This window comes from Pseudomonas sp. NY15374 (genome assembly GCF_048068255.1).
GTDB classification, from domain to species: Bacteria; Pseudomonadota; Gammaproteobacteria; order Pseudomonadales; family Pseudomonadaceae; genus Aquipseudomonas; species Aquipseudomonas machongensis.
In genome coordinates, this window is the sequence record NZ_JBLUPZ010000006.1 from 236,376 (window position 1) to 258,675 (window position 22,300).

The following is a 22,300-nucleotide window of genomic DNA, read 5'->3' on the forward strand; positions in this document are numbered from 1 at the left end:
TCACATCCGGAAAATGCCGAAGCGGCTCTGTTCGATCGGGGCGTTCAGCGCGGCGGACAAGGCAAGGCCCAGCACTTCACGGGTTTGCGCCGGGTCGATGACGCCGTCATCCCACAGCCGGGCGCTGGAGTAGTAGGGGTGGCCCTGGCGCTCGTACTGGTCGAGGATCGGCTGCTTGAGCTTCTTCTCGTCATCGGCGCTGAACACTTCGCCACTGCGTTCACTCTGCTCGCGCTTGACCTGGGCCAGCACGCCGGCGGCCTGTTCGGCGCCCATCACGCCGATCCGCGCGTTGGGCCACATCCACAAGAAGCGCGGATCGTAGGCGCGCCCGCACATGCCGTAGTTGCCAGCACCGAAGCTGCCGCCGATGATCACCGTGAACTTCGGCACCTGGGCGCAGGCCACCGCGGTCACCAGCTTGGCGCCGTGCTTGGCGATGCCGCCTTCCTCGTATTTCTTGCCGACCATGAACCCTGTGATGTTCTGCAGGAACAACAGCGGGATGCCGCGCTGGCAGGCCAGTTCGATGAAATGTGCGCCTTTCTGCGCGGCTTCGGCGAAGAGGATGCCGTTGTTGGCCAGGATCGCCACCGGATAGCCGTGCAGGTGAGCGAAACCGCACACCAGGGTGGTGCCGAACAGGGCCTTGAATTCATCGAACACCGAACCGTCGACCAGCCGCGCGATCACCTCGCGCACGTCGAACGGTTGCTTGGCGTCAGCCGGGACCACGCCATACAGCTCTTCTGCGCCATACAACGGAGCAACCGGCGCCTGGCATTGCAGCTTGCCCAGCTTGTGCCAGTTGAGGTTGGCGATGCTGCGCCGGGCGATGGCCAGGGCGTGTTCATCGTTGTCGGCATAGTGGTCGGCCACACCGCTGGTGCGGCAATGCACGTCGGCGCCGCCCAGCTCTTCGGCGCTCACCACCTCGCCGGTGGCGGCCTTCACCAGCGGCGGGCCGGCGAGGAAGATGGTCGCCTGCTGGCGCACCATGATCGCCTCGTCGGCCATGGCCGGCACATAGGCGCCACCTGCGGTGCACGAGCCCATCACCACGGCGATCTGCGGGATCCCCAGGGCGCTCATGTTGGCCTGGTTGAAGAAGATCCGCCCGAAGTGCTCGCGGTCGGGGAATACCTCGTCCTGGCGCGGCAGGTTGGCGCCGCCGGAGTCGACCAGGTAGATGCACGGCAGGCGGTTCTGCAGGGCGATGGTCTGCGCGCGCAGGTGTTTCTTCACGGTCAGCGGGTAGTAGGAGCCGCCTTTGACCGTGGCGTCGTTGGCCACGATCATGCACTCGACCCCTTCGACGCGGCCGATGCCGGCGATGACGCCTGCTGCCGGTACGTCTTCGCCATACACCTCATGGGCGGCGAGCTGGCCGATCTCGAGAAACGCCGAGCCCGGGTCGAGCAGGCGGTCGATGCGCTCGCGCGGCAGCAACTTGCCACGCGAAGTGTGGCGCTGCTGGGCCTTGGCCCCGCCGCCCTGGCTGACCTGGGCCAGCAGGGAGCGCAGGGCATCGACCTGTTCGAGCATGGCCGCGCTGTTGCTGGCGAACTCCGCCGAGCGCGGGTTGATCTGGGTGTGCAAGGTAGCCATGGACGCCAGTTCCTTGTGCTCAGCGGGTTTCGTTGAACAATTCGCGGCCGATCAGCATCCGGCGGATTTCGCTGGTACCGGCACCGATCTCGTAGAGCTTGGCATCGCGCAGCAGGCGCCCGGCCGGGAACTCGTTGATGTAGCCGTTGCCGCCGAGGATCTGGATCGCTTCCAGGGCCATCTGCGTGGCGCGCTCGGCGGTGTAGAGGATCACCCCGGCGGCGTCCTTGCGCGTGGTCTCGCCACGGTCGCAGGCCTGGGCTACGGCATAGAGGTAGGCGCGGCTGGCGTTGAGCTGGGTGTACATGTCGGCGATCTTGCCCTGGATCAGCTGGAACTCGCCGATGCTCTGGCCGAACTGCTTGCGATCGTGGATGTAGGGCACCACGAGGTCCATGCAGCTCTGCATGATGCCGGTCGGTCCGCCCGAGAGCACCACGCGCTCGTAGTCCAGGCCGCTCATCAGCACGCGCACACCGCCGTTGAGCTGGCCGAGGATGTTTTCTTCCGGCACTTCCACGCCATCGAAGAACAGCTCGCAGGTGTTGGAGCCACGCATGCCCAGCTTGTCGAACTTGTTGCTGCGCGAGAAGCCCTTCCAGTCACGTTCGACGATGAATGCGGTGATGCCGTGCGGGCCCTTGTCCAGGTCGGTCTTGGCGTAGATCACGTAGGTGTTGGCGTCGGGGCCGTTGGTGATCCAGGTCTTGCTGCCGTTGAGTACGTAGCGGTCGCCGCGTTTCTCGGCGCGCAGTTTCATCGACACCACGTCGGAGCCGGCATTGGGCTCGCTCATGGCCAGGGCGCCGATGTGCTCGCCGCTGATCAGCTTGGGCAGGTACTTGAGCTTCTGCTCATGGGTGCCGTTGCGGTTGATCTGGTTGACGCAGAGGTTGGAATGGGCGCCGTAGGAGAGCGCCACCGAGGCCGAGGCTCGGCTGATCTCTTCCATCGACACCACATGGGCCAGGTAGCCCAGGCCCGCGCCGCCGTACTCCTCGGAAACAGTGATGCCCAGCAGGCCCATGTCGCCGAACTTGCGCCACATGTCGGCGGGGAACAGGTTGTCGTGGTCGATCTGCGCCGCGCGCGGGGCGAGTTCGGCGGCAGCGAAGGTGCGCACCTGGTCGCGGAGCATGTCGATGGTCTCGCCCAAGGCGAAGTTCAGGCTGGGGTAATGCATGGGGGCACCTTGTTGTTCTTGAAATTCGAGGTACTGCACCGACCCTGTGGGAGCGGGCTTGCCCGCGATGCCCGTCAGAACGGCCAGCGATGTTGTCTGGTCCGGCCTCATCGCGGGCAAGCCCGCTCCCACAGGGTCGGTGCTCGTGGTTGACGTTAACGTAAACCTGCCTTTTCGGGCTGTCAATTGGGTCATCACCTTTACGTAAACGTAAATGTGCGCCAAAGTACCCTTCGCTTGCTTCAGTCATGCCCAGAACAACCACAAGAAGGGATACTCATGAGTCAACCAAGCTACACCCGAGGCCGCCAGGACCGGCCCCTGCTGACCCAGACCATCGGCCAGGCGTTCGATGCCACCGTCACCCGCTGGCCCGAGCGCGAGGCCCTGGTGGTGGGGTACCAAGGCCTGCGCTACAGCTGGCGGGCGCTGGCCGAGCAGGTCGAGGTGCACGCCCGGGCGCTGATTGCCCTGGGCGTGGCCAGTGGCGATCGAGTCGGTATCTGGGCGCCGAACTGCGCGCAATGGTGCATCCTGCAGATCGCCACGGCGAAGGTCGGCGCGATCCTGGTCAACATCAACCCTGCGTACCGGGTGAGCGAGCTGGAGTACGTGCTGCGCCAGTCCGGCTGCAGTTGGCTGGTGTGCGCCGATGCTTTCAAGTCGTCCGACTATCACGCGATGGTCCAGGAACTGGTGCCCGAGCTGGGTGCGCAGCCGCTGGCGAGTGAGCGCCTGCCGGACCTGCGTGGCGTCATCAGCCTGTCGTCCACCCCGCCCGGCGGTTTTCTGCCCTGGGATGCGCTGGCCGAGCGGGGAGGGCAGGTCGATCCCCAGACGCTGCAGGCGAGGCAGCAGGGCTTGCAGTTAGACCAGGCGGTGAACATCCAGTACACCTCCGGCACCACTGGCGCGCCGAAAGGCGCCACGCTCAGCCACTACAACATCCTCAACAACGGCTTCATGGTCGGCGAAAGCCTGGGCCTGAGCGAACGGGACCGCATGGTAATCCCGGTGCCGCTGTACCACTGCTTTGGCATGGTCATGGCCAATCTGGGCTGCATCACCCACGGCAGCACCATGATCTACCCCAACGATGCCTTCGACCCCGAGTTGACGCTCCAGGCTGTGGCCGAAGAGCGTGCCAGCATCCTTTATGGCGTGCCGACCATGTTCATCGCCATGCTCGACCACCCGTCGCGCAGTATCCTGGACCTCTCGACCCTGCGCAGCGGCATCATGGCCGGCGCTACCTGCCCGATCGAGGTGATGCGCCGGGTGATCGAGCAGATGCACATGGGTGAAGTGCAGATCGCCTACGGCATGACCGAGACCAGCCCGGTGTCGCTGCAGACCGGCCCTGGCGACGAGCTGGAGCTACGCGTGACGACGGTTGGACGCACCCAGCCGCAGTTGGAGACCAAGCTGGTGGATGCGCAGGGTGTGATCGTCCCGCGGGGCGAGATCGGCGAATTGTGCACCCGCGGCTACAGCGTGATGCTTGGCTACTGGAATAACCCTGAAGCCACTCACCAGGCGATCGATCCGGCGCGCTGGATGCGCACGGGCGACTTGGCGGTGATGGACGAGCAGGGCTATGTGCGTATCGTCGGACGCAACAAGGACATGATCATCCGCGGGGGCGAAAACATCTATCCGCGCGAGCTCGAGGAGTTCTTCTATACCCACCCGGCGGTAGCCGATGCTCAGGTGATCGGGATTCCGTGCAGCCGCTACGGCGAGGAAATCGTTGCCTGGATCAAGCTGCACCCCGGGCACAGCGCCACGGTCGAGGACTTGCAGGCCTGGTGCAAGGCGCACATTGCGCACTTCAAGGTGCCGCGGCATTTCCGCTTCGTCGACGAGTTTCCGATGACGGTGACCGGCAAGGTGCAGAAATTCCGGATGCGCGAGATCAGCATCGCGGAACTTGCGCCGCACTGAAGCGCCGCCTGGCCTGAGAAGGCCAGGCGGATAGGACATGTCACTTAACAGCCTTGAACAAATCGTCGAAGGTTTCGGCGTCTTGGATATCGCTTTCTGCCAGGTCGGTTCCTAAATCGTCATTGAGGTATCGAACCAGTTTTGAGGTACTGCTGACGATGTCGGAAACTTTTGTTGCGCCGCTGATATCGGCCTCTTTCTTGTCGAATTTTTCGGCAAGCAGTTTTTTCAGTTCCTGTTCGGTAGCCATGTTCATTTATCCTTGAGTTGAGTCATGCGTCAGTGTGTATTGAGGTTCAGGGTCTCATTGGTCGGGCATGGGCAGGCTCCTGTGTCATGTAGCGATAACGGTCGCCAAGATCAAACCGTTGATACCTCGGCCTGGTGCGTTGAACCGTACTCTGGCTAGCGTATGTCCCGGAGCTTTCATACGGTTCTCAATTGGCTTTCAGGTAAGCGATGGACGAGAACATCAGTTTTCTATCGGGCCCACCTCCCCAACCTTCGAACTTGACGTGGTCTTCCCCCCACGACACCACTTTCGCGGTGTACGTTTCTCCGGTTTTGTAGGCGTACTGGACCTGCTTGCCCACGAGGTCTTTGGCCGCTTCTTGCAGTTGAGCGAGCGTTTGGAAGGTATCGGTCTTCTTGCGTATGGCGGCAATGGTTTTGGCATGGGAGTCTGCGCGTTTTGCAGCCTCCTGAGCTGAAAGGGCTTTGGCTTGTGCAGTTGCAAGTTCACCTTCGCTGGCCGCTGCCTTGGCGTCCTGATACGCCTTTTTTGCCTCGTCCACGGCTGCTTGCAGTTTGCCCATTGCACCCGTCGCCTCTCTTTTTTCCGCGCTTGCCTCGGGGATGTTCACGGACTGGGCTTGATAGTCGGCTTGCGCCGACTTCTGTGAGGCCTCGGCGGCCTCGGCTGCGGCCTTGGCAGAGGCAACCGCTGTGGCGATCTCAGCCTTGAGCTTGTCGGCGGCTTCTTGAGCAGCCTTTTCAGCGGCTTCACGCGCAGCCGCCTCGCGAGCCTTGGCCGCGTCCTGTGCATCCTTGCAGGCATTCTGAGCCGACTCGGCGGCCTCCCGGGCCGACTTGGCGTTTTTCTGCGCCTCATCTGCGCTGGCTTGCGCGCTGTCCACCTGGCCTTTCTTTGCAGCGGCTTCGGTGTTCTTGCGGGCGGTGCTGGCCGCTTCGGCAGCTTTCTCGGCTTTGGCGATCGCTTCAGTCACTTGCTTGAGCTGCTTGGCCGCCTCGGGCGCCTTCAGAGCCGGATTGTCAGCCTGCGCCTGGGCGGTTGCCAGTGCCGCATTGGCGGCCTGTTCCGCTTCTCGTGCAGTGACGATGGCATTGTCAGCGTTACCTGAACTTGCTGGCTGACTGCTGCCGTTGCCGCTTGGTGATTCGCCTGCTGCGCTGTCGCCCCCATCAGCAGAGCCGGTTGTACTTTCGGCCTGCAGCAGCTGCTTGACTTCGTCGCGAAATGCCGTAGGACCATCAACCGCGCTGTAGCTGACGGTGATGGTGATGTCTTTGAGCCTGCACTCATTGTCCCTGTAAAACTCAGGGTTGTTCCTGGCGCCGCCTGGGAACGCCAGCCGCCAGCTCGAGATCAGCCCGGTGCCTTCGAAGGGTTGATAGCGGGCCTTGTCAGGTACCGACGGCTGCAGATCGAAGTTACGCGACACTTCCTTGACCGACCACAGAGCAATGCTCTGGTTCGGCCGGAGGTCGCGAAGCACATGCTTGGGGCTGCCTTGGCTGGCCGAATACAGGTGGCGGGCGCCTTCGATGTCCGCTTCCAGAAGCACCTTGTTCGAGGTCTGGTAGAGCATGGCCGAGATCGGTTTGGAAGAACCTGACCCGGGGATTTCAAAGGCCAGCGTGATGCGTTCCAGGCGGCGCAGGTAATGACCTGGGAAATCGATGTCGAACAGTCGTGCCGGCAGCTCGAACAGGATTTCATCCTTGTCCAGTTGCTCGTGCAATTGGCTGGCGGTCCAGCCGGTGAGTTCCAGCAGAGAGAAATCCTTGCGGATATCCAGCGGCCTGTGGTTGTCGCGGATCGCCGCCACATCCATTTGCATCAGGTCGCGCTCCAGCGCTTCGCCTGCAAGCATCCCACGCCAGTTGTCGAGCCAGCCGTCCGTCCTGATCCAGCGACTGGTGAAATCGCCGAGTTCGTACCGCAGGCAGTTTTCGGCCATCAGGCAAAGGGAAGTGGTTGCGTCGTACGCGGTGCTGTAGATCTCCGACAGCCGACCGATCAACCACAGATAAGTGGTGTGGCTGGCGAATACCGATTGCATGACCTCGTATTCGGCCTGGTGCGCCTGGCGGGTTGCACGGGCCTCGTGCACGGCGATGCCGGCGGCCTTGATCTGTATGTCTCGCTCGCGCAGTTGAGCATCGATGATGCCGAGCTCATGTGTGGCCTGGTCGGCTTCATGCTGCCATTGCTGGCGACGCAGAATGTATTCCGCTTGCTTGTCGATCGTATTGCTCATGGTTTCGAGTGTCTCGGCCACAGCCTCCCAAGCATTGGCCGCCGACTCAAATGCTTCCTGCGGGCTGAAACCACCCACCGCCATACCGAAAATGGTCGGTGCCATTGCGGCGCCCGCTGCCATGGCGTAGCTGGGGACCGATGGCAGGCGGGTGGCGACAGAAGACGTTGCCAGTGCAAGCACAGCCGTTTCCAGCTCGATCACGCCTTCGTCCACCAGCCGCTGGTAATACTCCTGACGTTGTTCAATCATGGCTCTGGAGCGCAACACGGTGTCACGCTCGCGCTTGGCCAGTTCCAGCGCTTGCTCCTGCAGCTGACAAGGGAAGTCCAGCAGCCTGATCAGGTTGCGTTTGCCGAGCAGTTCCAGTTGCTGGGCGGCTTCGGTGTTGTAGAAGCCCAGCAAGGTTTGCCCCAAGGCGATCAGTTGCTGCACCGCTTCTCCGGCGCATTTGCGCGCCTCCTCGTAACGGCAGGGGGGCACGATGGGCGCAACCGGCGTGGCCTCGCCTCGGTCCTGGGCGGCAACGCTGTTGCCCAGTGCGATCTGGTCGAGCGTGTCGGGGTCGAGCATGATCGCAGCGGGCTTGCCATCGAGGGTCAGGCCGTGGCGCAGGTTGAACAGGCGGTTACGCAGCAGGTTGCGCAGCGTGACGAGCTTGTTGTTCAGCGGCGGGGTAAAGGCCGTGGAACTGGCTTGGCCCAGCGTCAGTGCCTGCGCCGGTGCGCTGGACAGGTCTTCGGGGAGCACGCCGATCAGGCGCAGCGCCTTGTCATAGCACAACGCGGCCTCGACCAGCGAATCCAGCGTCAGCATGCGGTATTGGTCATCACCCTGGCGTTGCCAGTTTTCCACCACGAACAGGTGCAGCGCCTTGCGGTAGCGCTCGGGTTCGGCGTAGGCCAGCAGGTCCGGGTCGTTGGTCTGGGCGCTGGCGGTGAAGGCTGCACGGGCCAGCAGAGGTCTTGTCAGCCAGAACAGCGGCGGGTGGTTCCCCTCGGGCACCCAGGTGCGGTAGGGGTCGAACAGGAACCGTGTGCACCAGCGCCAGGCTTGGCTGTATTCGCGGTTCTGGCGTTGCAGCCAGGTGACCAGGAACGGCACGTGGAAGAAAAGCTCCCAGAAGTACAAGCCGTTGGCGCTGCGCAGGTCGACGATGGTGCCTGAACTTGCAGGTTCCAGGGGCGGTTCCGGCAAGTGTTGGGCTTTCCATGACAGCGACTGTTCGATCGATTGAGTAGCCAGTGCCACCAGTTGCTTGCCAAACAGGGTGTTCAGCCGCAGGGTACGGAAAGGGGGGGCATTGGTCTGGTCTTCAGCTTTGTCATTGACCTCCTTGAAGTCCAGGTACAGCGCCTGTGTTTCATTGCGGCAGATCTGCACACTGGGGATCGCGTCGTCGTCTTTCTCTTCCAGGGTATAGGCGCAGGTAGCCGTTGCGATGGGGTCGGTTGTACTGACTTGTTCGTTATAGAAGTCTAGCGAGACAGTGTAGTCACGAATGTCCTTGTTGATGGGGAGGGCAAAATTGACAGCACCTTTGCCGTTGGCGATCAACGTGTCCTCGAATGCCATTTCGTGCTTGGGATCAAGGTAAAAAAGGATTCTGCGGCAGGCCGCCGGATGGAAGTATCTAAGGCGTAATATCGCCTGCAGCGATTCGTCAGCCAGGTCGGGCGCGATTTTTTTTAATTCATCGAGCTCTTCGGCGATGAGCGTGTTGATCGCGTCTGCCTTGTCCAGTGCTTTGGCGTTGTCAATGGCGGTGTGCAGTGCGATGGGCTGGCGTGGTTGCTCGATGTTGGTGATGCCAACCAGTTTGGAATACTGATCTGCAGGTAGGTAGCGTACTTTGAGCAGGAAATTCTTAATTTTACTGAATGCGTCAGCGTTGTCGGTGGGTAAAGTTTTGAATGTCTGCAGGTATTGTTCGTCAAGTCGTGCCAGCTCACGGGATGACAGTGTCCAGCTGGGGTTTGAGCTTCCTGTTGGTTTAATGTTCAGGCTTACAGTGAGTCCGGCGTAATCTGGGGTCGCTTCGATAAGCTCGGAGAATTCTGGCAGTGGCTGCTCCCTTGTTTCTTTTGAATAAATGGGACCGTTTTTTTTGGAATGAATTTTCAGTATCTCAGAGGCATCTTCCCAGTTTGACAGTCTCCAGCTTTTCGGTACTAAAAAGCCTTTGGTGTTGGAGGTTATTTCTTTATAACAGTATGAGTTTTCAGGGGTGCTGAATTGTGCGGTTAGTTGTATGTAGGAGGTTATTGAAATCTCGTTTTGTGAAATCTCTTCTTGTGAGATCTTTCCTGAAAGCTCTTCTAGTAAATGCCCATATGTTGTTTCGCTTGTGAATATGATGGATTTAAAGTTTTTCTCTATGCAGTGGTGTTTTTGTGCTTTTGCTGAGTTTAATTGATCTTTCAGGTTTTTCGTTTTTTTTCGAACTCTTTGAGTTTTTCGGCGTATGCCTCTGGTTTTGAGTAGTGTTCTGCGTAATCCCATTCTTTTTCTATTTCATTTAGTTTGTTTTTTATTTGAGTTTCTTTGTCGTCTGCTTTTTTTAGTTGGCTTATTTCGTGGCTGTTTTCTACAGTTATGAAGGAGCTAAGGATGTTGTCGGCGTCGAATGAGTCTGCAGGACCATAATGCATTTTCAGAGATAGCATTCTGAAACCGCAGTCTGATTCAAACGTTGCTGAAAGGTTTAGGTTGTCTTTTCTCAACCTCAATGCGCTGTCCAGCGTGACATCGACTGAAATGCAATCCAAAGCGTCAGACAATGATGCCTCAATAGAGGCCTGCCCGAGCGTACTGATTTCGTACCGATCTTTTACTTCATCTTTAGAAGCCAGGTCGCTCCAGCTGAACGCTGTGGAATCTTCCTCGACCGTCTTCAGCTGGGTAACCGCCCCCACATAGGGATGTTGTACGGTCCGCGGGTCTCGGAAGAAGCTCAACCACCGCTTCACCATGTTCGTCTCGATGGGGCGGTCCGTCACGTTACCGTGATCGAGCGCTTTGTCCTCGAGCAACAGCAGGTCCTTGGTGCTGATGAAATAATCAACGTTGCGTTTCGGCTCTTTTCCTTCCTCCGCTGGCAGTGAGCTATCGAACACCACGGTGGTCAACCAGGGGTCGTGCAACCGATCCCCATGGATGTTGACCATGACCATCAACCCCGGCATGAACGTCCTGGTCTTCAAATACACGTTGGTGTTTGCAGCAGTCCCTGCTGTATTGGTCGCCAGTACTTCGCTGCTCTTGAACACGCCTTGCTCGTCATGCCCGTCCAGCGTCATGAACTCATTGGGCGGGCTCCAGTTGCCATCGGTCTGCTGGAAGGCGAATAACACCCGCAAGGCAAAGTACTCGCTGGGCTTGCTGTCGGGCCCCATGGGAATCCCGGTGGTATCACGCTCGACCCACACCACATAACGACGACCGGCAACGATCACCGGGCGGATCAGCTCGATATGGGTACGGTTGTCGTCCGTCTTCGGCGGCAGTGGGGTCAGCGCGATCGTTGCGCTGACCGCCAGGCTGATCTTCTCCCACTCGCCCCACGCCAACATGCTCGGCACGCCCTGTTGATCACGCTGCGACATGTCCAGGGTGCGCCAGTAGAACTCGGTCGGCTCGACGTTGGTCTTGCCGATGAAATGGTAGGTATCGGTCAGTGGCGAGGTGCCGTCGGCATACACCGAGATCGGCTGGATATTGCTCAGGGTTTCGAAGGTGCTCAGATAGCCAAGCATGGCCATGTGGATGTCTTCGGGCTGGCATTTGCCCTGCGCCAGCTGGGTCTCCAGGTCTTTGAAGGCGCTGGTCTTGCGCTGGCGGCGGGTGGGGTCGATGAAGTTCTGGGGCTCGTTGTGCGCCTCCTGGCGCAGCCTCCAGCGCTCGTAGCTGCTGCTGAAGTTTTCCCATTCGTCGCGCTCGGCGTCGCTGATCGCGGTGCTGCGGTAGCCGTTTTCCAGGCGTGAATGGATCTGGTGCAGGTAGCGTTGCAGGCTGGCGGTGGCCGACAGCGTGCGGGTGGTCAGGGGTTCGTGAGACACCTGCAGGTCGATCAGCAGGTAGTCGGCCAGGGTCTGCGTGCTGGTGATCCAGCTGTGTGCCGGGTCGGTCGGCGCCCATTTGGCGATCATCCACTGCATCAGGGCGTCGCGCCAGGCAACGCTGTGCTGTTCATCGACCACCTTGCGCTGCTTGGCGCTGCAGCCTTTGCGCAGGGCCACGGCGGCCTGCTGGAAGGGGGCGTAGCTGTCGGTGCTGGGCAGCTTGCTCAGTTGCAACAAGGTGTCCAGTGCCAGCTGGTGTTTGTCTGCCAGCTCGAGGGTGCGCAGCAGGCGATCGATGCCCGTCAAGGTGTCGGGCGGCGCAATGTCGATCAAACCACAGAGAGAACCGCTGGTGCGGCCGAGCAGCTGTTCCAGGGCGGCCCAATGTTCTTTTGCCGTGTTGTCTGAAGATGACGCTTCGTCGTGCGCCTCGAACCTTTGCAGGTGAACCAGCAGGTCCTGTTCACCCATGCCCAGTGCTAGCCTGGCCAGTACTGCCTTGTAACGGCCGAGTTGATAGAGGGTGCTCAGGTCCAGCGGCCGGCACTTGTCCGATTTCGGATCCTTGAGGTTGAACCTCTCTGGGGTAAGCGTCAGCTGATCCAGCAAGTGTGCGCTGAGTTTGAACAGTTTTGTCACGTCGGTGTAGCGTTGCAGGGTTGACCACTGCGTGAGGTCACTTTCGGTGAAGCACGCCTTTGGTGTCGTTGACTCTGCAGTACACTGCGCAGCGATGGCCGCTATCCGGGTGCTCAACAGCTCGGCGTCGACCCCGGCCCAGCGCAGCAGGGGCGCAACAAGGTTTGGTGATTCGAGCCCCAGTGCCGTTTTCAGCTGCAGGTGAAGGGCATCGGCGTTCTGGCTGCCTTGAGGGTTGAACGCATTTCCCCACGCCGGGTGGAAGCCAGGCGCCCGGGGATTGAGCAGGTAGGCCAGTTGCAAGGCGTCCATGCCCTGGTGCTGCAGCCACTCCGCAGCCTGCAGCACACCGGCGATCACATCGATGATGTCGGCTTTGCCGGGCTCGCCTGCAAGGCTTGGCTGGCCGGCCAATTGCTGGCAGTAGACAGGGTTCTGATTCATCAGTACGTCGATCAGGGACAGGCCCTGCAGGGTCGACGTGCCGAACACCCGGGCCAGGGCAACGATCCGGTAGCAGGCCGAGACCACGGCCAGCGAGCGTGTCGGTTTTTGCAGATTCTGTGCTTTGACCACCCGATCCAAACTGCCCCGCAGCAAGGTGTCATCCACCTTCAGGCCAAGCGCCAGTTGCTTGACTGTCAGGCCGTCGGCACCTGTGGTGGACGCAGGATCGAACGCCTTGTCGTCCAGTTTCAGGGAGGGTTGTGCAGGTTGGCCGTCTTCATCATGCCCGGCGGCGAACAGCTGGTCGTAGAACGAAGCCTGCCGCCCAATGGCATAGGGTGAGAGTGCATCGATCAACGCAGCATACTGCTCGGCACTGACGTTGTATTTTTGCTGCAGATGACGGAACAGCCCGAGTGCGCGCAGGGTCTTGTCCGTCAATTGATAGTTGCCGGTCTGGCCTTCGGCACGCAGCGCAGCCATGACCAGCGTGTCAGTCTGGGCTGCGCTCAGGCCCAGGGCCCGCTGCAGGCGCAGTATGCGTTGGAGGCGGTCCAGGTGGGCATCGGTGAGGCCTTCGATGCGCACGATTTTTTTTGTCGCAGGCTGCGCGGGCGCCGATTCGAGCAGATACAACGGCGTTGCACCGTTATTGATGAACACGGCGCCATATACCTGGCTGGATGGCTTGGCGGCTGTGGGCACGTGGGGGCTGCGGGTCACCGCCGTACCGCCCTTGCCGACAGCCTCTACAGCCAGCAACTGGCGCAGTTCACGACGGCTCAGTGCCAGCGCCTTGGCCAGCTTTCGCGTCGTATCGTACGCGGTTGCACTGAGCATCAGCTCGCTGGGCGTAGCGTCGAGCAGCAGGGTCCGCAGTTGCGGCGAGAAACCGCTGGCCAGTGTGGTGGCAGTCCGCTGGGTGGCCGAGGGCAGATGGTCGAATGTGAACAGTGGATAACAGAGGCTGGTAGCACTCAGCAGGTCCCACAACTGTACCTGTTTGGCCGCCAGTGTCGCTTTGACCGACTCCCAGGCACGATGGAAGGGCACACTGGCTTGGCCGGAGCCTTGCGCAACCGCTGCTTGTAGCGTCTGATTCTTTGCCAGGGCTTGCTGAGCACGGTTTTCCAGCAGTTCAAGCGTAATCCTGATCTTGGGCAGGGTACGCCGGGCGTTTCTGTCGTCGAGCTTCAACGTCAGCAGGTCAGGGCGCCGTGTCAGCAGGGTGATCGGTGCGTTGACATCCGCGCGTACTTCGAACGCTTGCATCAGTTCCTTGAGGTGCACCAGGTAGGCCAGCCTGCTGTCGTTGCTCATCAACGCCCCGGGCGCGCAGCGTGTGCGGTCTTCCGGGAACAGCTTCATGTAGTTGGCGGCGTCTGGGCGGTTGGCAGGGTTGGTGGCGTCATTCATCGCGGACAGTCCTCGGCAGATGCTGTTGCGCTGACGCGGCTGTAAATCTGCGCCAGGCCCACTGCGGCAAACTACACGCGTCCGCCGCAGGGCACACCTGACAGAAATACTAGGTAGGTCGATGTTTCGCAGGCTCATGCAGGGCCACGCATGCGCTCAAAGTGGCGACGCCGTGGTTTGCCTGAACTGTGTTGTGATAGCGGCTTGCACCGCCAAGGGGCACTGAACGGCCCCGGCTGTTGGTCGAATACAGCAGTGCCCGCCTGCCGGGCAGGCCAGCGATATGGCGGAATCATTGTGCACCTGTGTGACCTGGCCTGGTCTATGCTCAGGCCTTCACCGGCGGCTCCTGGCTCGGCGGGTCACCTACCGTCGGTGGCACGGTCGGTTTGATCGGCAGTTCGTCCGGATCTTCCTCGGGCACCGGCGGCGGCAGGGCCGGGTCATCGATGTTCGGATCGGGCGTCTCCGGTGGGATGGGAATGTTCATGGCCTGACCTCGCGCGGTGGATGAAGAGGTTCTGCAGGCTTCGACCCATTGCTGCAGCCATTCGCTCAATTTTTTTGAACCCACCGCTTACCCACGGCTCTGAACCCTTACCGCCACCAGCTTAGGGGAGCAAGGTTCGATGTCCGGTAATGAGCCCGTCGCAAAAGCGCCTTTCGAGCAAGTGCCCAAGGCCAACGATCATCCCGACCAGGCCATCAGCCTGTCCCAGGCCTTGCTGGCGCCACGCATCGTGATCGAGGACACTACGCCGGTGCTCGACGGCGGCACCTTCGCGGTCAAGGCGGTAAGCGGGCAGGCGGTGCAGGTCACCAGCAAAGTCTACAGCGACGGTCATGACCGCCTGTCGGTGGTCTTGCACTGGCGCCAGGCCCATAGCCGGCACTGGCATGGCGTGCCGATGACTTCGGCAGGCAACGACCTGTGGGTTGCCGAGTTCACCCCAGTGGAGCTCGGCTTGCACCTGTTCGGCATCGAAGCCTGGATCGATCCCTACGCCACGTACTGTCACGACCTCGAGAAGAAGTATCACGCCGGGGTGGAGGTCAAGCTGGAGCTGGAGGAGGGCAGGCTGCTGCTGGGTAAGGGCATCGAGCGCAGCGAAGGGCCGTTGCGCGAGCAGCTCGAGCAGTTGCAACAGCGCTTGCCGACGCTGGCGCCGGGCGATCAGGTGGCGTTGCTGCTGAGCCCCGAAAGCGCCAGCCTGATGAGCCAGGCCGAGCACCGCAGTTACCTGACCCGCAGTCCCGAGCTGCCGCTGGACGTGGACCGCGAGCGCGCCCTGTTCGCCAGCTGGTACGAACTGTTCCCACGCTCTGTCACCGACGATCCGGCGCGCCACGGCACGTTCGACGATGTGCACCAGCGCCTGCCGATGATCCGCGACATGGGCTTCGACGTGTTGTACTTCCCGCCCATCCATCCCATCGGCAAGCGGCACCGCAAGGGGCGCAACAATGCCTTGCAGGCGGGCCCCGACGATCCGGGCAGCCCCTACGCCATCGGCAGCCCAGACGGCGGTCACGACGCCATCCACCCGCAACTGGGCACCCGCGAAGACTTCCGTCGGCTGGTCGCCGCCGCCGCCGAGCACGGCTTGGAAATCGCCCTCGACTTCGCCATCCAGTGTTCCCAGGACCACCCCTGGCTTACCGAACACCCGGGCTGGTTCAGCTGGCGCCCGGATGGCACCATTCGCTACGCCGAGAACCCGCCGAAAAAATACCAGGACATCGTCAACGTCGATTTCTATGCGCCCGAGGCCGTCCCCTCGTTGTGGCTGGCACTGCGCGATGTGGTGGTTGGTTGGGTCGAGGAGGGCGTACGCACCTTCCGTGTCGACAACCCGCACACCAAGCCGCTGCCTTTCTGGCAATGGCTGATCGCCAATGTGCGCAGCCAGTACCCTGATGTGATCTTCCTGGCCGAGGCCTTTACCCGGCCGGCGATGATGGCGCGCCTGGGCAAGGTCGGGTACGCGCAGAGCTACACCTATTTCACCTGGCGCAATACCAAGCAGGAGTTGCGCGAGTACTTCGAACAGCTCAACCAGCCGCCGTGGAGCCTGTGCTACCGGCCGAACTTTTTCGTCAACACCCCCGACATCAACCCCTTTTTCCTGCAGACCAGCGGCCGCGCCGGTTTTCTCATCCGTGCGGCGCTGGCGACCATGGGCTCGGGCCTGTGGGGCATGTACTCGGGGTTCGAGCTGTGCGAGGGCACGCCGTTGCCGGGCAAGGAGGAGTACCTGGATTCGGAGAAGTACGAGATCCGCCCGCGCGACTTCACCGCGCCCGGCAACATCGTCGCCGAGATCGCCCAGCTCAACCGCATCCGCCGACAGAACCGCGCCTTGCAGACGCACCTGGGCGTGGCCTTCTTCAACTGTTGGAACGACCAGATCCTGTATTTCGCCAAGCGCACGCCCGAGCGCGACAACTTCATCCTGATCGCCATCAGCCTCGATCCGTACAACGCCCAGGAAGCGCATTTCGAACTGCCGCTGTGGGAGCTGGGGCTCGATGACAGCGCCGATACGCAAGGTGAAGACCTGATGACCGGGCACCGCTGGACCTGGCATGGCAAGACCCAGTGGATGCGCATCGAGCCTTGGCACCAGCCGTTCGGCATCTGGCGAATCAGCAAGCTCGGCTGATCCCTTTGCCGGGGTGGGCTTTTGCGGGCGTGACCCGACAAGCCCGCCGCCACTCACAAGGCCGCTCCTGCACAGGGGCGTGCCGAACCCAGAATTGAAAGGAGTCGCACATGGCCAAGCGTTCCCGCCCGGCAGCCTTCATCGACGACCCGCTGTGGTACAAGGATGCGGTGATCTACCAGTTGCACATCAAGTCGTTTTTCGATTCCAACAACGACGGTATCGGGGATTTCGCCGGCCTGATCAGCAAGCTCGACTATATCGCCGAGCTGGGTGTCAACACGCTCTGGCTGCTGCCGTTCTACCCCTCGCCGCGCCGTGACGACGGCTATGACATCGGCGAATACAAGGCTGTGCACCCCGACTATGGCAGCATGGCCGACGCCCGGCGCTTCATCGCCGAGGCGCACAAGCGCGGGCTGCGGGTGATCACCGAGCTGGTCATCAACCACACCTCCGACCAGCACCCCTGGTTCCAGCGAGCCCGCCACGCCAAGCGCGGCAGCAAGGCCCGGGACTTCTACGTGTGGTCGGACGACGACCAGAAGTACGACGGCACGCGGATCATCTTCCTCGACACCGAGAAGTCCAACTGGACCTGGGACCCGGTTGCCGGCCAGTACTTCTGGCATCGCTTCTACTCGCACCAGCCGGACCTGAACTTCGACAACCCGCAGGTGATGAAGGCGGTGATCGGGGTCATGCGCTTCTGGCTCGACATGGGTGTCGACGGTCTGCGTCTGGACGCGATTCCGTACCTGATCGAACGCGACGGCACCAATAACGAGAACCTGCCCGAGACTCATGACGTACTCAAGGCGATCCGCGCCGAGATCGACGCCAACTACCCTGATCGTATGCTCCTGGCCGAGGCCAATCAGTGGCCGGAAGACACCCGCCCGTACTTCGGCGAAGGCGATGGCGACGAATGCCACATGGCCTTCCATTTCCCGTTGATGCCGCGCATGTACATGGCCCTGGCCATGGAGGACCGCTTTCCGATCACCGACATCCTGCGCCAGACCCCGGAGATTCCCGCCAACTGCCAGTGGGCGATCTTCCTGCGCAACCACGATGAGCTCACCCTGGAGATGGTCACCGACCGCGAGCGCGACTATCTGTGGAACTACTATGCCGAGGACCGCCGTGCGCGCATCAACCTGGGTATCCGCCGGCGCCTGGCGCCGCTGTTGCAGCGCGACCGCAGGCGCATCGAACTGCTGACCAGCCTCCTGCTGTCGATGCCCGGCACTCCGACGCTGTACTACGGCGACGAGCTGGGCATGGGCGACAACATCTACCTCGGTGACCGTGATGGGGTGCGCACACCCATGCAATGGTCGCCAGACCGCAACGGCGGCTTCTCCAAGGCCGATCCGCAGCGCCTGGTGCTGCCGCCGATCATGGACCCGCTGTATGGCTACCAGACCGTCAACGTCGAAGCCCAGAGCCACGACCCGCATTCGCTACTTAACTGGAACCGGCGCCTGCTCGCGGTGCGCAAGCAGCAGAAGGCCTTCGGTCGCGGCACCTTGAAGATGCTGACCCCGAGCAACCGGCGCATCCTCGCCTACGTGCGCGAGTACACCGATGCCGACGGCAACAACGAGACCATCCTGTGCGTGGCCAACGTCTCGCGCGCGGCGCAGGCCGCCGAACTGGACCTCTCGCAATATGCCGAGCGGGTGCCGGTGGAAATGCTCGGAGGCAGCGCATTCCCGCCCATCGGCCAGTTGCCGTTCCTGCTGACCCTGCCACCGTATGCCTTCTACTGGTTCCTGCTGGCCTCCCACGACCGCATGCCCAGCTGGCACATCCAGCCTGCCGAAGGCTTGCCGGAACTGACCACGTTGGTGCTGCGCAAGCGTCTGGAGGAGTTGCTCGAAGCGCCGTCGGCAGACACCTTGCAGGCGTCGATCCTGCCGCAGTACCTGCCCAAGCGGCGCTGGTTCGCCGGCAAGGAAGGGCCGATAGACGCGGTGCGCATTCGCTATGGCGTGCGTTTCGGCACGCCGTCCACCCCGGTGTTGCTCAGCGAGCTTGAGGTGCTCAGTGACGGTGTGACCAGCCATTACCAACTGCCGTTCGGGCTGCTGCCTGAAGAGCAGATCCACAGCGCCTTGCCCCAGCAGCTGGCGTTGTCGCGGGTGCGCCGAGGTCGACAGGTCGGGCTGATCACCGATGCCTTCGTGCAGGAGTCGTTCGTGCGGGCCGTGTTGCGCGCCTGTCAGGATGACACCCGCCTGCCCTCGAGCGCCGGCGAGCTGCGCTTCGAGTGTACCGAGCAGCTCGCTGGCCTGGCGCTGGGTGAGGACAGTGAGGTGCGCTACCTCAGTGCCGAGCAGTCCAACAGTTCGGTGGTGATCGGTGAGCGCGTGGTGCTCAAACTGATCCGACGGGTCAATCCCGGCATTCACCCGGAGCTGGAAATGAGCGCCTACCTCACCGCGGCCGGCTTTGCCAATATCTCGCCGCTGCTGGCCTGGGTCAGTCGTGTGGATGAGCAGGCGCAATCCCACCTGCTGATGATTGCCCAGGGTTACCTGAGTAACCAGGGCGATGCCTGGTCATGGACCCAGAACACCCTGGAGCGAGCGATCCGCGACGAGATGGAGCCCACGCAGGGCAGTGCCGAGGCGCACACCGATGCCTTGTCGGAACTCTCGGGTTTCGCCACCTTGTTGGGGCAGCGACTGGGAGAGATGCACCTTTTGCTGGCCGCGCCTACCGCCGATCAAGCCTTTGCACCGCGCCCCAGCGACACCCAGGACAGTGAGCGCTGGGGCCTGCAGATCAATGCCGAGCTCAGCCGCGCCCTTGAGCTGCTGGCCCAGCATCGTGAGCAACTGGACAGCGAAAGCCAGGCGTTGGTCGATGACCTGCAACAGCAACGCGAGGGCCTTGCCCAGCACATCGTGATGCTCGCACGCCAGGCCCAGGGCGGCCTGCTGATGCGCGTGCATGGCGACCTGCATCTGGGTCAGGTACTGGTGGTGCAAGGCGATGCCTACCTGATCGATTTCGAAGGCGAGCCAGCACGGCCGTTGGACGAGCGCCGGGCCAAGCACAGCCCGTACAAGGATGTCAGCGGCGTGCTGCGCTCGTTCGACTATGCTGCAGCGATGATCTTGCGCAGCGCCTCGGCGGTAGACCTCTCCGACGCTGCGCGCCAGGCTCGTCAACGGGTTGCCCGGCAGTACCTGCACCAGTCGCGTCATGCCTTCGTCGAAGCCTACGGCCTGGCCACCGCCGCCATTGCCCATGCCTGGCAGCACGCCGAGGGCGAGCGTGCGGCGCTGGAGCTGTTCTGCCTGGAGAAGGCGGCCTACGAAATCACTTATGAAGCCGATAACCGACCCGGCTGGCTGGCCGTGCCTTTGCATGGTCTGCATGGGTTGATCAGTACTTGGGGCGAAGCATGAACCCTGTAGGGAAGGCAGTGTTGCCTGGCACCGGCTGCGCCGGTGATCGCGGGACGAGCCCGCTCCCACAGGTACTGTTGTGCAGGGGTGGGAGCGGGCTCGTCCCGCGATCATGGGCGCAGCCCGTGCCAGGCACTGCGTTACTTTGAAAAATATATGGAATATGGAAAGGGGCAGTGAGATGAATGCATCAATGCGTAGCAACGGCGGCCTTCGCCAACGCGATCTCGACGCCCTGGCCAGCGCCGCGCACGCAGATCCGTTCGCGGTGCTTGGCCCGCACGTCGACGGGGCGGGCGACGAAGTCATCCGCGCCTTCCTGCCAGGCGCCTTGAACGCCCGGGTGTTGGCGCGTCACGACGGGCGCATTCTCGCCGAGATGGAGCAGGGCAGCCTGCCGGGCCTGTTCAGCGCGTACCTGGACGAGCGCCAGCCCTACCTGCTGCAGATCGGCTGGGCCGGAGGCGAGCAGGTCACCGAGGATCCCTACAGCTTCGGTCCGCAGCTTGGCGACATGGACCTGTACCTGTTCGCCGAGGGCAATCATCGTGACCTGTCCGGGCGCTTCGGTGCCCAGCCCATCCAGGTCGACGGCATCGACGGCGTGTGCTTCTCGGTCTGGGCGCCCAACGCCCGGCGCGTCTCGGTAGTGGGCGACTTCAACAACTGGGACGGCCGTCGCCATCCCATGCGCCTGCGCCACGATGCCGGGGTGTGGGAGCTGTTCATCCCGCGCCTGGCCGTGGGCGAAACCTACAAGTTCGAAGTGCTGGGGGCGCACGGCGTACTGCCGCTGAAGGCCGACCCGCTGGCCCGCGCCACCGAACTGCCGCCCAGCACGGCCTCGAAGGTCGCAGGTGCGCTCAGCCACGACTGGCGCGACCAGCAGTGGATGGAGCAACGTGCCCAACGCCATGCCTATAGCGCACCGTTGTCTATCTACGAATTGCACGCTGGCTCCTGGCGCTGCGAGCTGGACGAAGCCGGTGAGGTCGCGCGCTTCTACAACTGGCGCGAGCTGGCCGAGCGCCTGGTGCCCTATGTGCAAGAACTGGGTTTCACCCATATCGAGCTGCTGCCGATCATGGAGCATCCCTTCGGTGGCTCCTGGGGCTACCAGCCGCTGTCGCTGTTCGCACCCACCTCCCGCTACGGCAGTGCGGAAGATTTTGCTGCCTTCATCGATGCCTGCCACCAAGGCGGCATCGGCGTGATCCTCGACTGGGTGCCAGCGCATTTCCCCACCGACGAGCACGGCCTGGCGCGCTTCGACGGCACCGCACTGTACGAGTACGACAACCCGCTCGAAGGGTTTCACCAGGACTGGAACACGCTGATCTACAACCTCGGGCGCAACGAGGTGCGAGGCTTCATGCTCGCCTCGGCGTTGCACTGGCTCAAGCACTTCCACATCGACGGCCTGCGCGTCGATGCCGTGGCCTCGATGCTGTACCGCGACTACTCGCGCAAGGCCGGCGAGTGGGTGCCCAATCGCTATGGGGGGCGTGAGAACCTCGAGGCGATCGACTTCATTCGTCAGCTCAACGACATCGCGCTGCACGAGGCGCCCGGTGCGCTGATCATTGCCGAAGAGTCCACTGCCTGGCCAGGTGTCAGCCAACCCACGCAGCAGGGCGGCCTGGGCTTCGCCTACAAGTGGAACATGGGCTGGATGCACGACACCTTGCACTACATCCAGAACGATCCCGTGCACCGCGCCCATCACCACAACGAGATGAGCTTCGGCCTGATCTACGCCTACTCCGAGCATTTCATCCTGCCCATCTCCCACGATGAAGTGGTACATGGCAAGCATTCGCTGATCGACAAGATGCCCGGCGATCGCTGGCAGAAATTCGCCAACCTGCGCGCCTACCTGACGTTCATGTGGATGCACCCGGGCAAGAAACTGCTGTTCATGGGCTGCGAGTTCGGCCAGTGGCGCGAGTGGAACCACGACCAGCAACTGGATTGGTACCTGTTGCAGTATTCCGAGCACCAGGGCGTGCAGAAGCTGGTGGGCGATCTGAACCGGCTCTACCGTGAGCTGCCGGCCCTGCACGAGCAGGATTGCCAGCCCCAGGGCTTCCAGTGGCTGATCGGCGACGACGCTGCCAACAGCGTATACGCCTGGCTGCGCTGGAGCAGTGCCGGCGAGCCGCTGCTGGTGGTGGCCAACTTCACCCCGGTGCCGCGTGAGGGCTATCGCATCGGTGTGCCGTTCGGCGAGCGCTGGGTCGAGTTGCTCAACAGCGACGCAGAGCTGTATGCCGGGAGCAATGTCGGCAATCTCGGGGCGGTGGCCGGCGAGGCGGTGGCAAGCCATGGGCAGCCGCTGTCGCTGGCTTTGAACCTGCCGCCTTTAGGGGTTCTGGTCATGAAGCCCGCCTGATGTCGCGGCGCATCCTCCTGGAGG

10 protein-coding genes are annotated in these 22,300 nt (G+C 62.1%); 4 read left to right on the plus strand and 6 right to left on the minus strand.

Features of this window, described 5'->3' with window-relative positions; genetic code table 11:
- Together ACNFHO_RS15145 and ACNFHO_RS15150 are read right to left on the minus strand one after the other, a co-directional pair.
- Positions 1-1,608: a carboxyl transferase domain-containing protein gene (locus ACNFHO_RS15145; RefSeq protein WP_416766759.1), complete on the minus strand. Its 1,608-nt coding sequence runs from the start codon at positions 1,606-1,608 to the stop codon at positions 1-3.
- 19 nt (positions 1,609-1,627) lie between these two features.
- Positions 1,628-2,791, minus strand: a complete 1,164-nt coding sequence (locus ACNFHO_RS15150; RefSeq protein WP_054894743.1) for an isovaleryl-CoA dehydrogenase — start codon at positions 2,789-2,791, stop codon at positions 1,628-1,630.
- A gap of 279 nt (positions 2,792-3,070) precedes the next feature.
- Here ACNFHO_RS15150 and ACNFHO_RS15155 point away from each other — a divergent pair, with 279 nt between their 5' ends.
- Positions 3,071-4,735, plus strand: coding sequence for an AMP-binding protein (locus ACNFHO_RS15155; RefSeq protein ID WP_416766760.1), 1,665 nt, complete (start codon positions 3,071-3,073; stop codon positions 4,733-4,735).
- A gap of 40 nt (positions 4,736-4,775) precedes the next feature.
- Here ACNFHO_RS15155 and ACNFHO_RS15160 read toward each other — a convergent pair whose 3' ends face one another.
- From ACNFHO_RS15160 to ACNFHO_RS15175, 4 genes are all read right to left on the minus strand, one after another.
- Entirely contained in the window at positions 4,776-4,985 is a 210-nt protein-coding gene (locus tag ACNFHO_RS15160; protein ID WP_414155130.1) for a hypothetical protein, read from the minus strand.
- A gap of 187 nt (positions 4,986-5,172) precedes the next feature.
- Positions 5,173-9,738 (minus strand): hypothetical protein, encoded by a 4,566-nt coding sequence (locus ACNFHO_RS15165; protein WP_416766761.1) that lies wholly within the window; start codon positions 9,736-9,738, stop codon positions 5,173-5,175.
- Positions 9,657-13,937, minus strand: coding sequence for a neuraminidase-like domain-containing protein (locus tag ACNFHO_RS15170; protein WP_416766762.1), 4,281 nt, complete (start codon positions 13,935-13,937; stop codon positions 9,657-9,659). The genes ACNFHO_RS15165 and ACNFHO_RS15170 overlap by 82 nt, the downstream gene beginning before the upstream one ends.
- Positions 13,938-14,127: 190 nt before the next feature.
- Positions 14,128-14,289, minus strand: a complete 162-nt coding sequence (locus ACNFHO_RS15175) for a hypothetical protein (RefSeq protein ID WP_172964780.1) — start codon at positions 14,287-14,289, stop codon at positions 14,128-14,130.
- Between the two features lie 139 nt (positions 14,290-14,428).
- Here ACNFHO_RS15175 and ACNFHO_RS15180 point away from each other — a divergent pair, with 139 nt between their 5' ends.
- From ACNFHO_RS15180 to glgB, 3 genes are all read left to right on the plus strand, one after another.
- Positions 14,429-16,462, plus strand: a complete 2,034-nt coding sequence (locus ACNFHO_RS15180) for an alpha-1,4-glucan--maltose-1-phosphate maltosyltransferase (protein WP_416766763.1) — start codon at positions 14,429-14,431, stop codon at positions 16,460-16,462.
- A 110-nt stretch (positions 16,463-16,572) separates the two neighbouring features.
- Positions 16,573-19,884: a maltose alpha-D-glucosyltransferase gene (gene treS / locus ACNFHO_RS15185; protein ID WP_416766764.1), complete on the plus strand. Its 3,312-nt coding sequence runs from the start codon at positions 16,573-16,575 to the stop codon at positions 19,882-19,884.
- A 181-nt stretch (positions 19,885-20,065) separates the two neighbouring features.
- The gene (gene glgB / locus ACNFHO_RS15190) at positions 20,066-22,276 is read left to right on the plus strand and encodes a 1,4-alpha-glucan branching protein GlgB (protein ID WP_063544207.1); all 2,211 of its coding nucleotides are present in this window, start codon (positions 20,066-20,068) and stop codon (positions 22,274-22,276) included.
- The last annotated feature ends 24 nt before the right edge of the window (positions 22,277-22,300 follow it).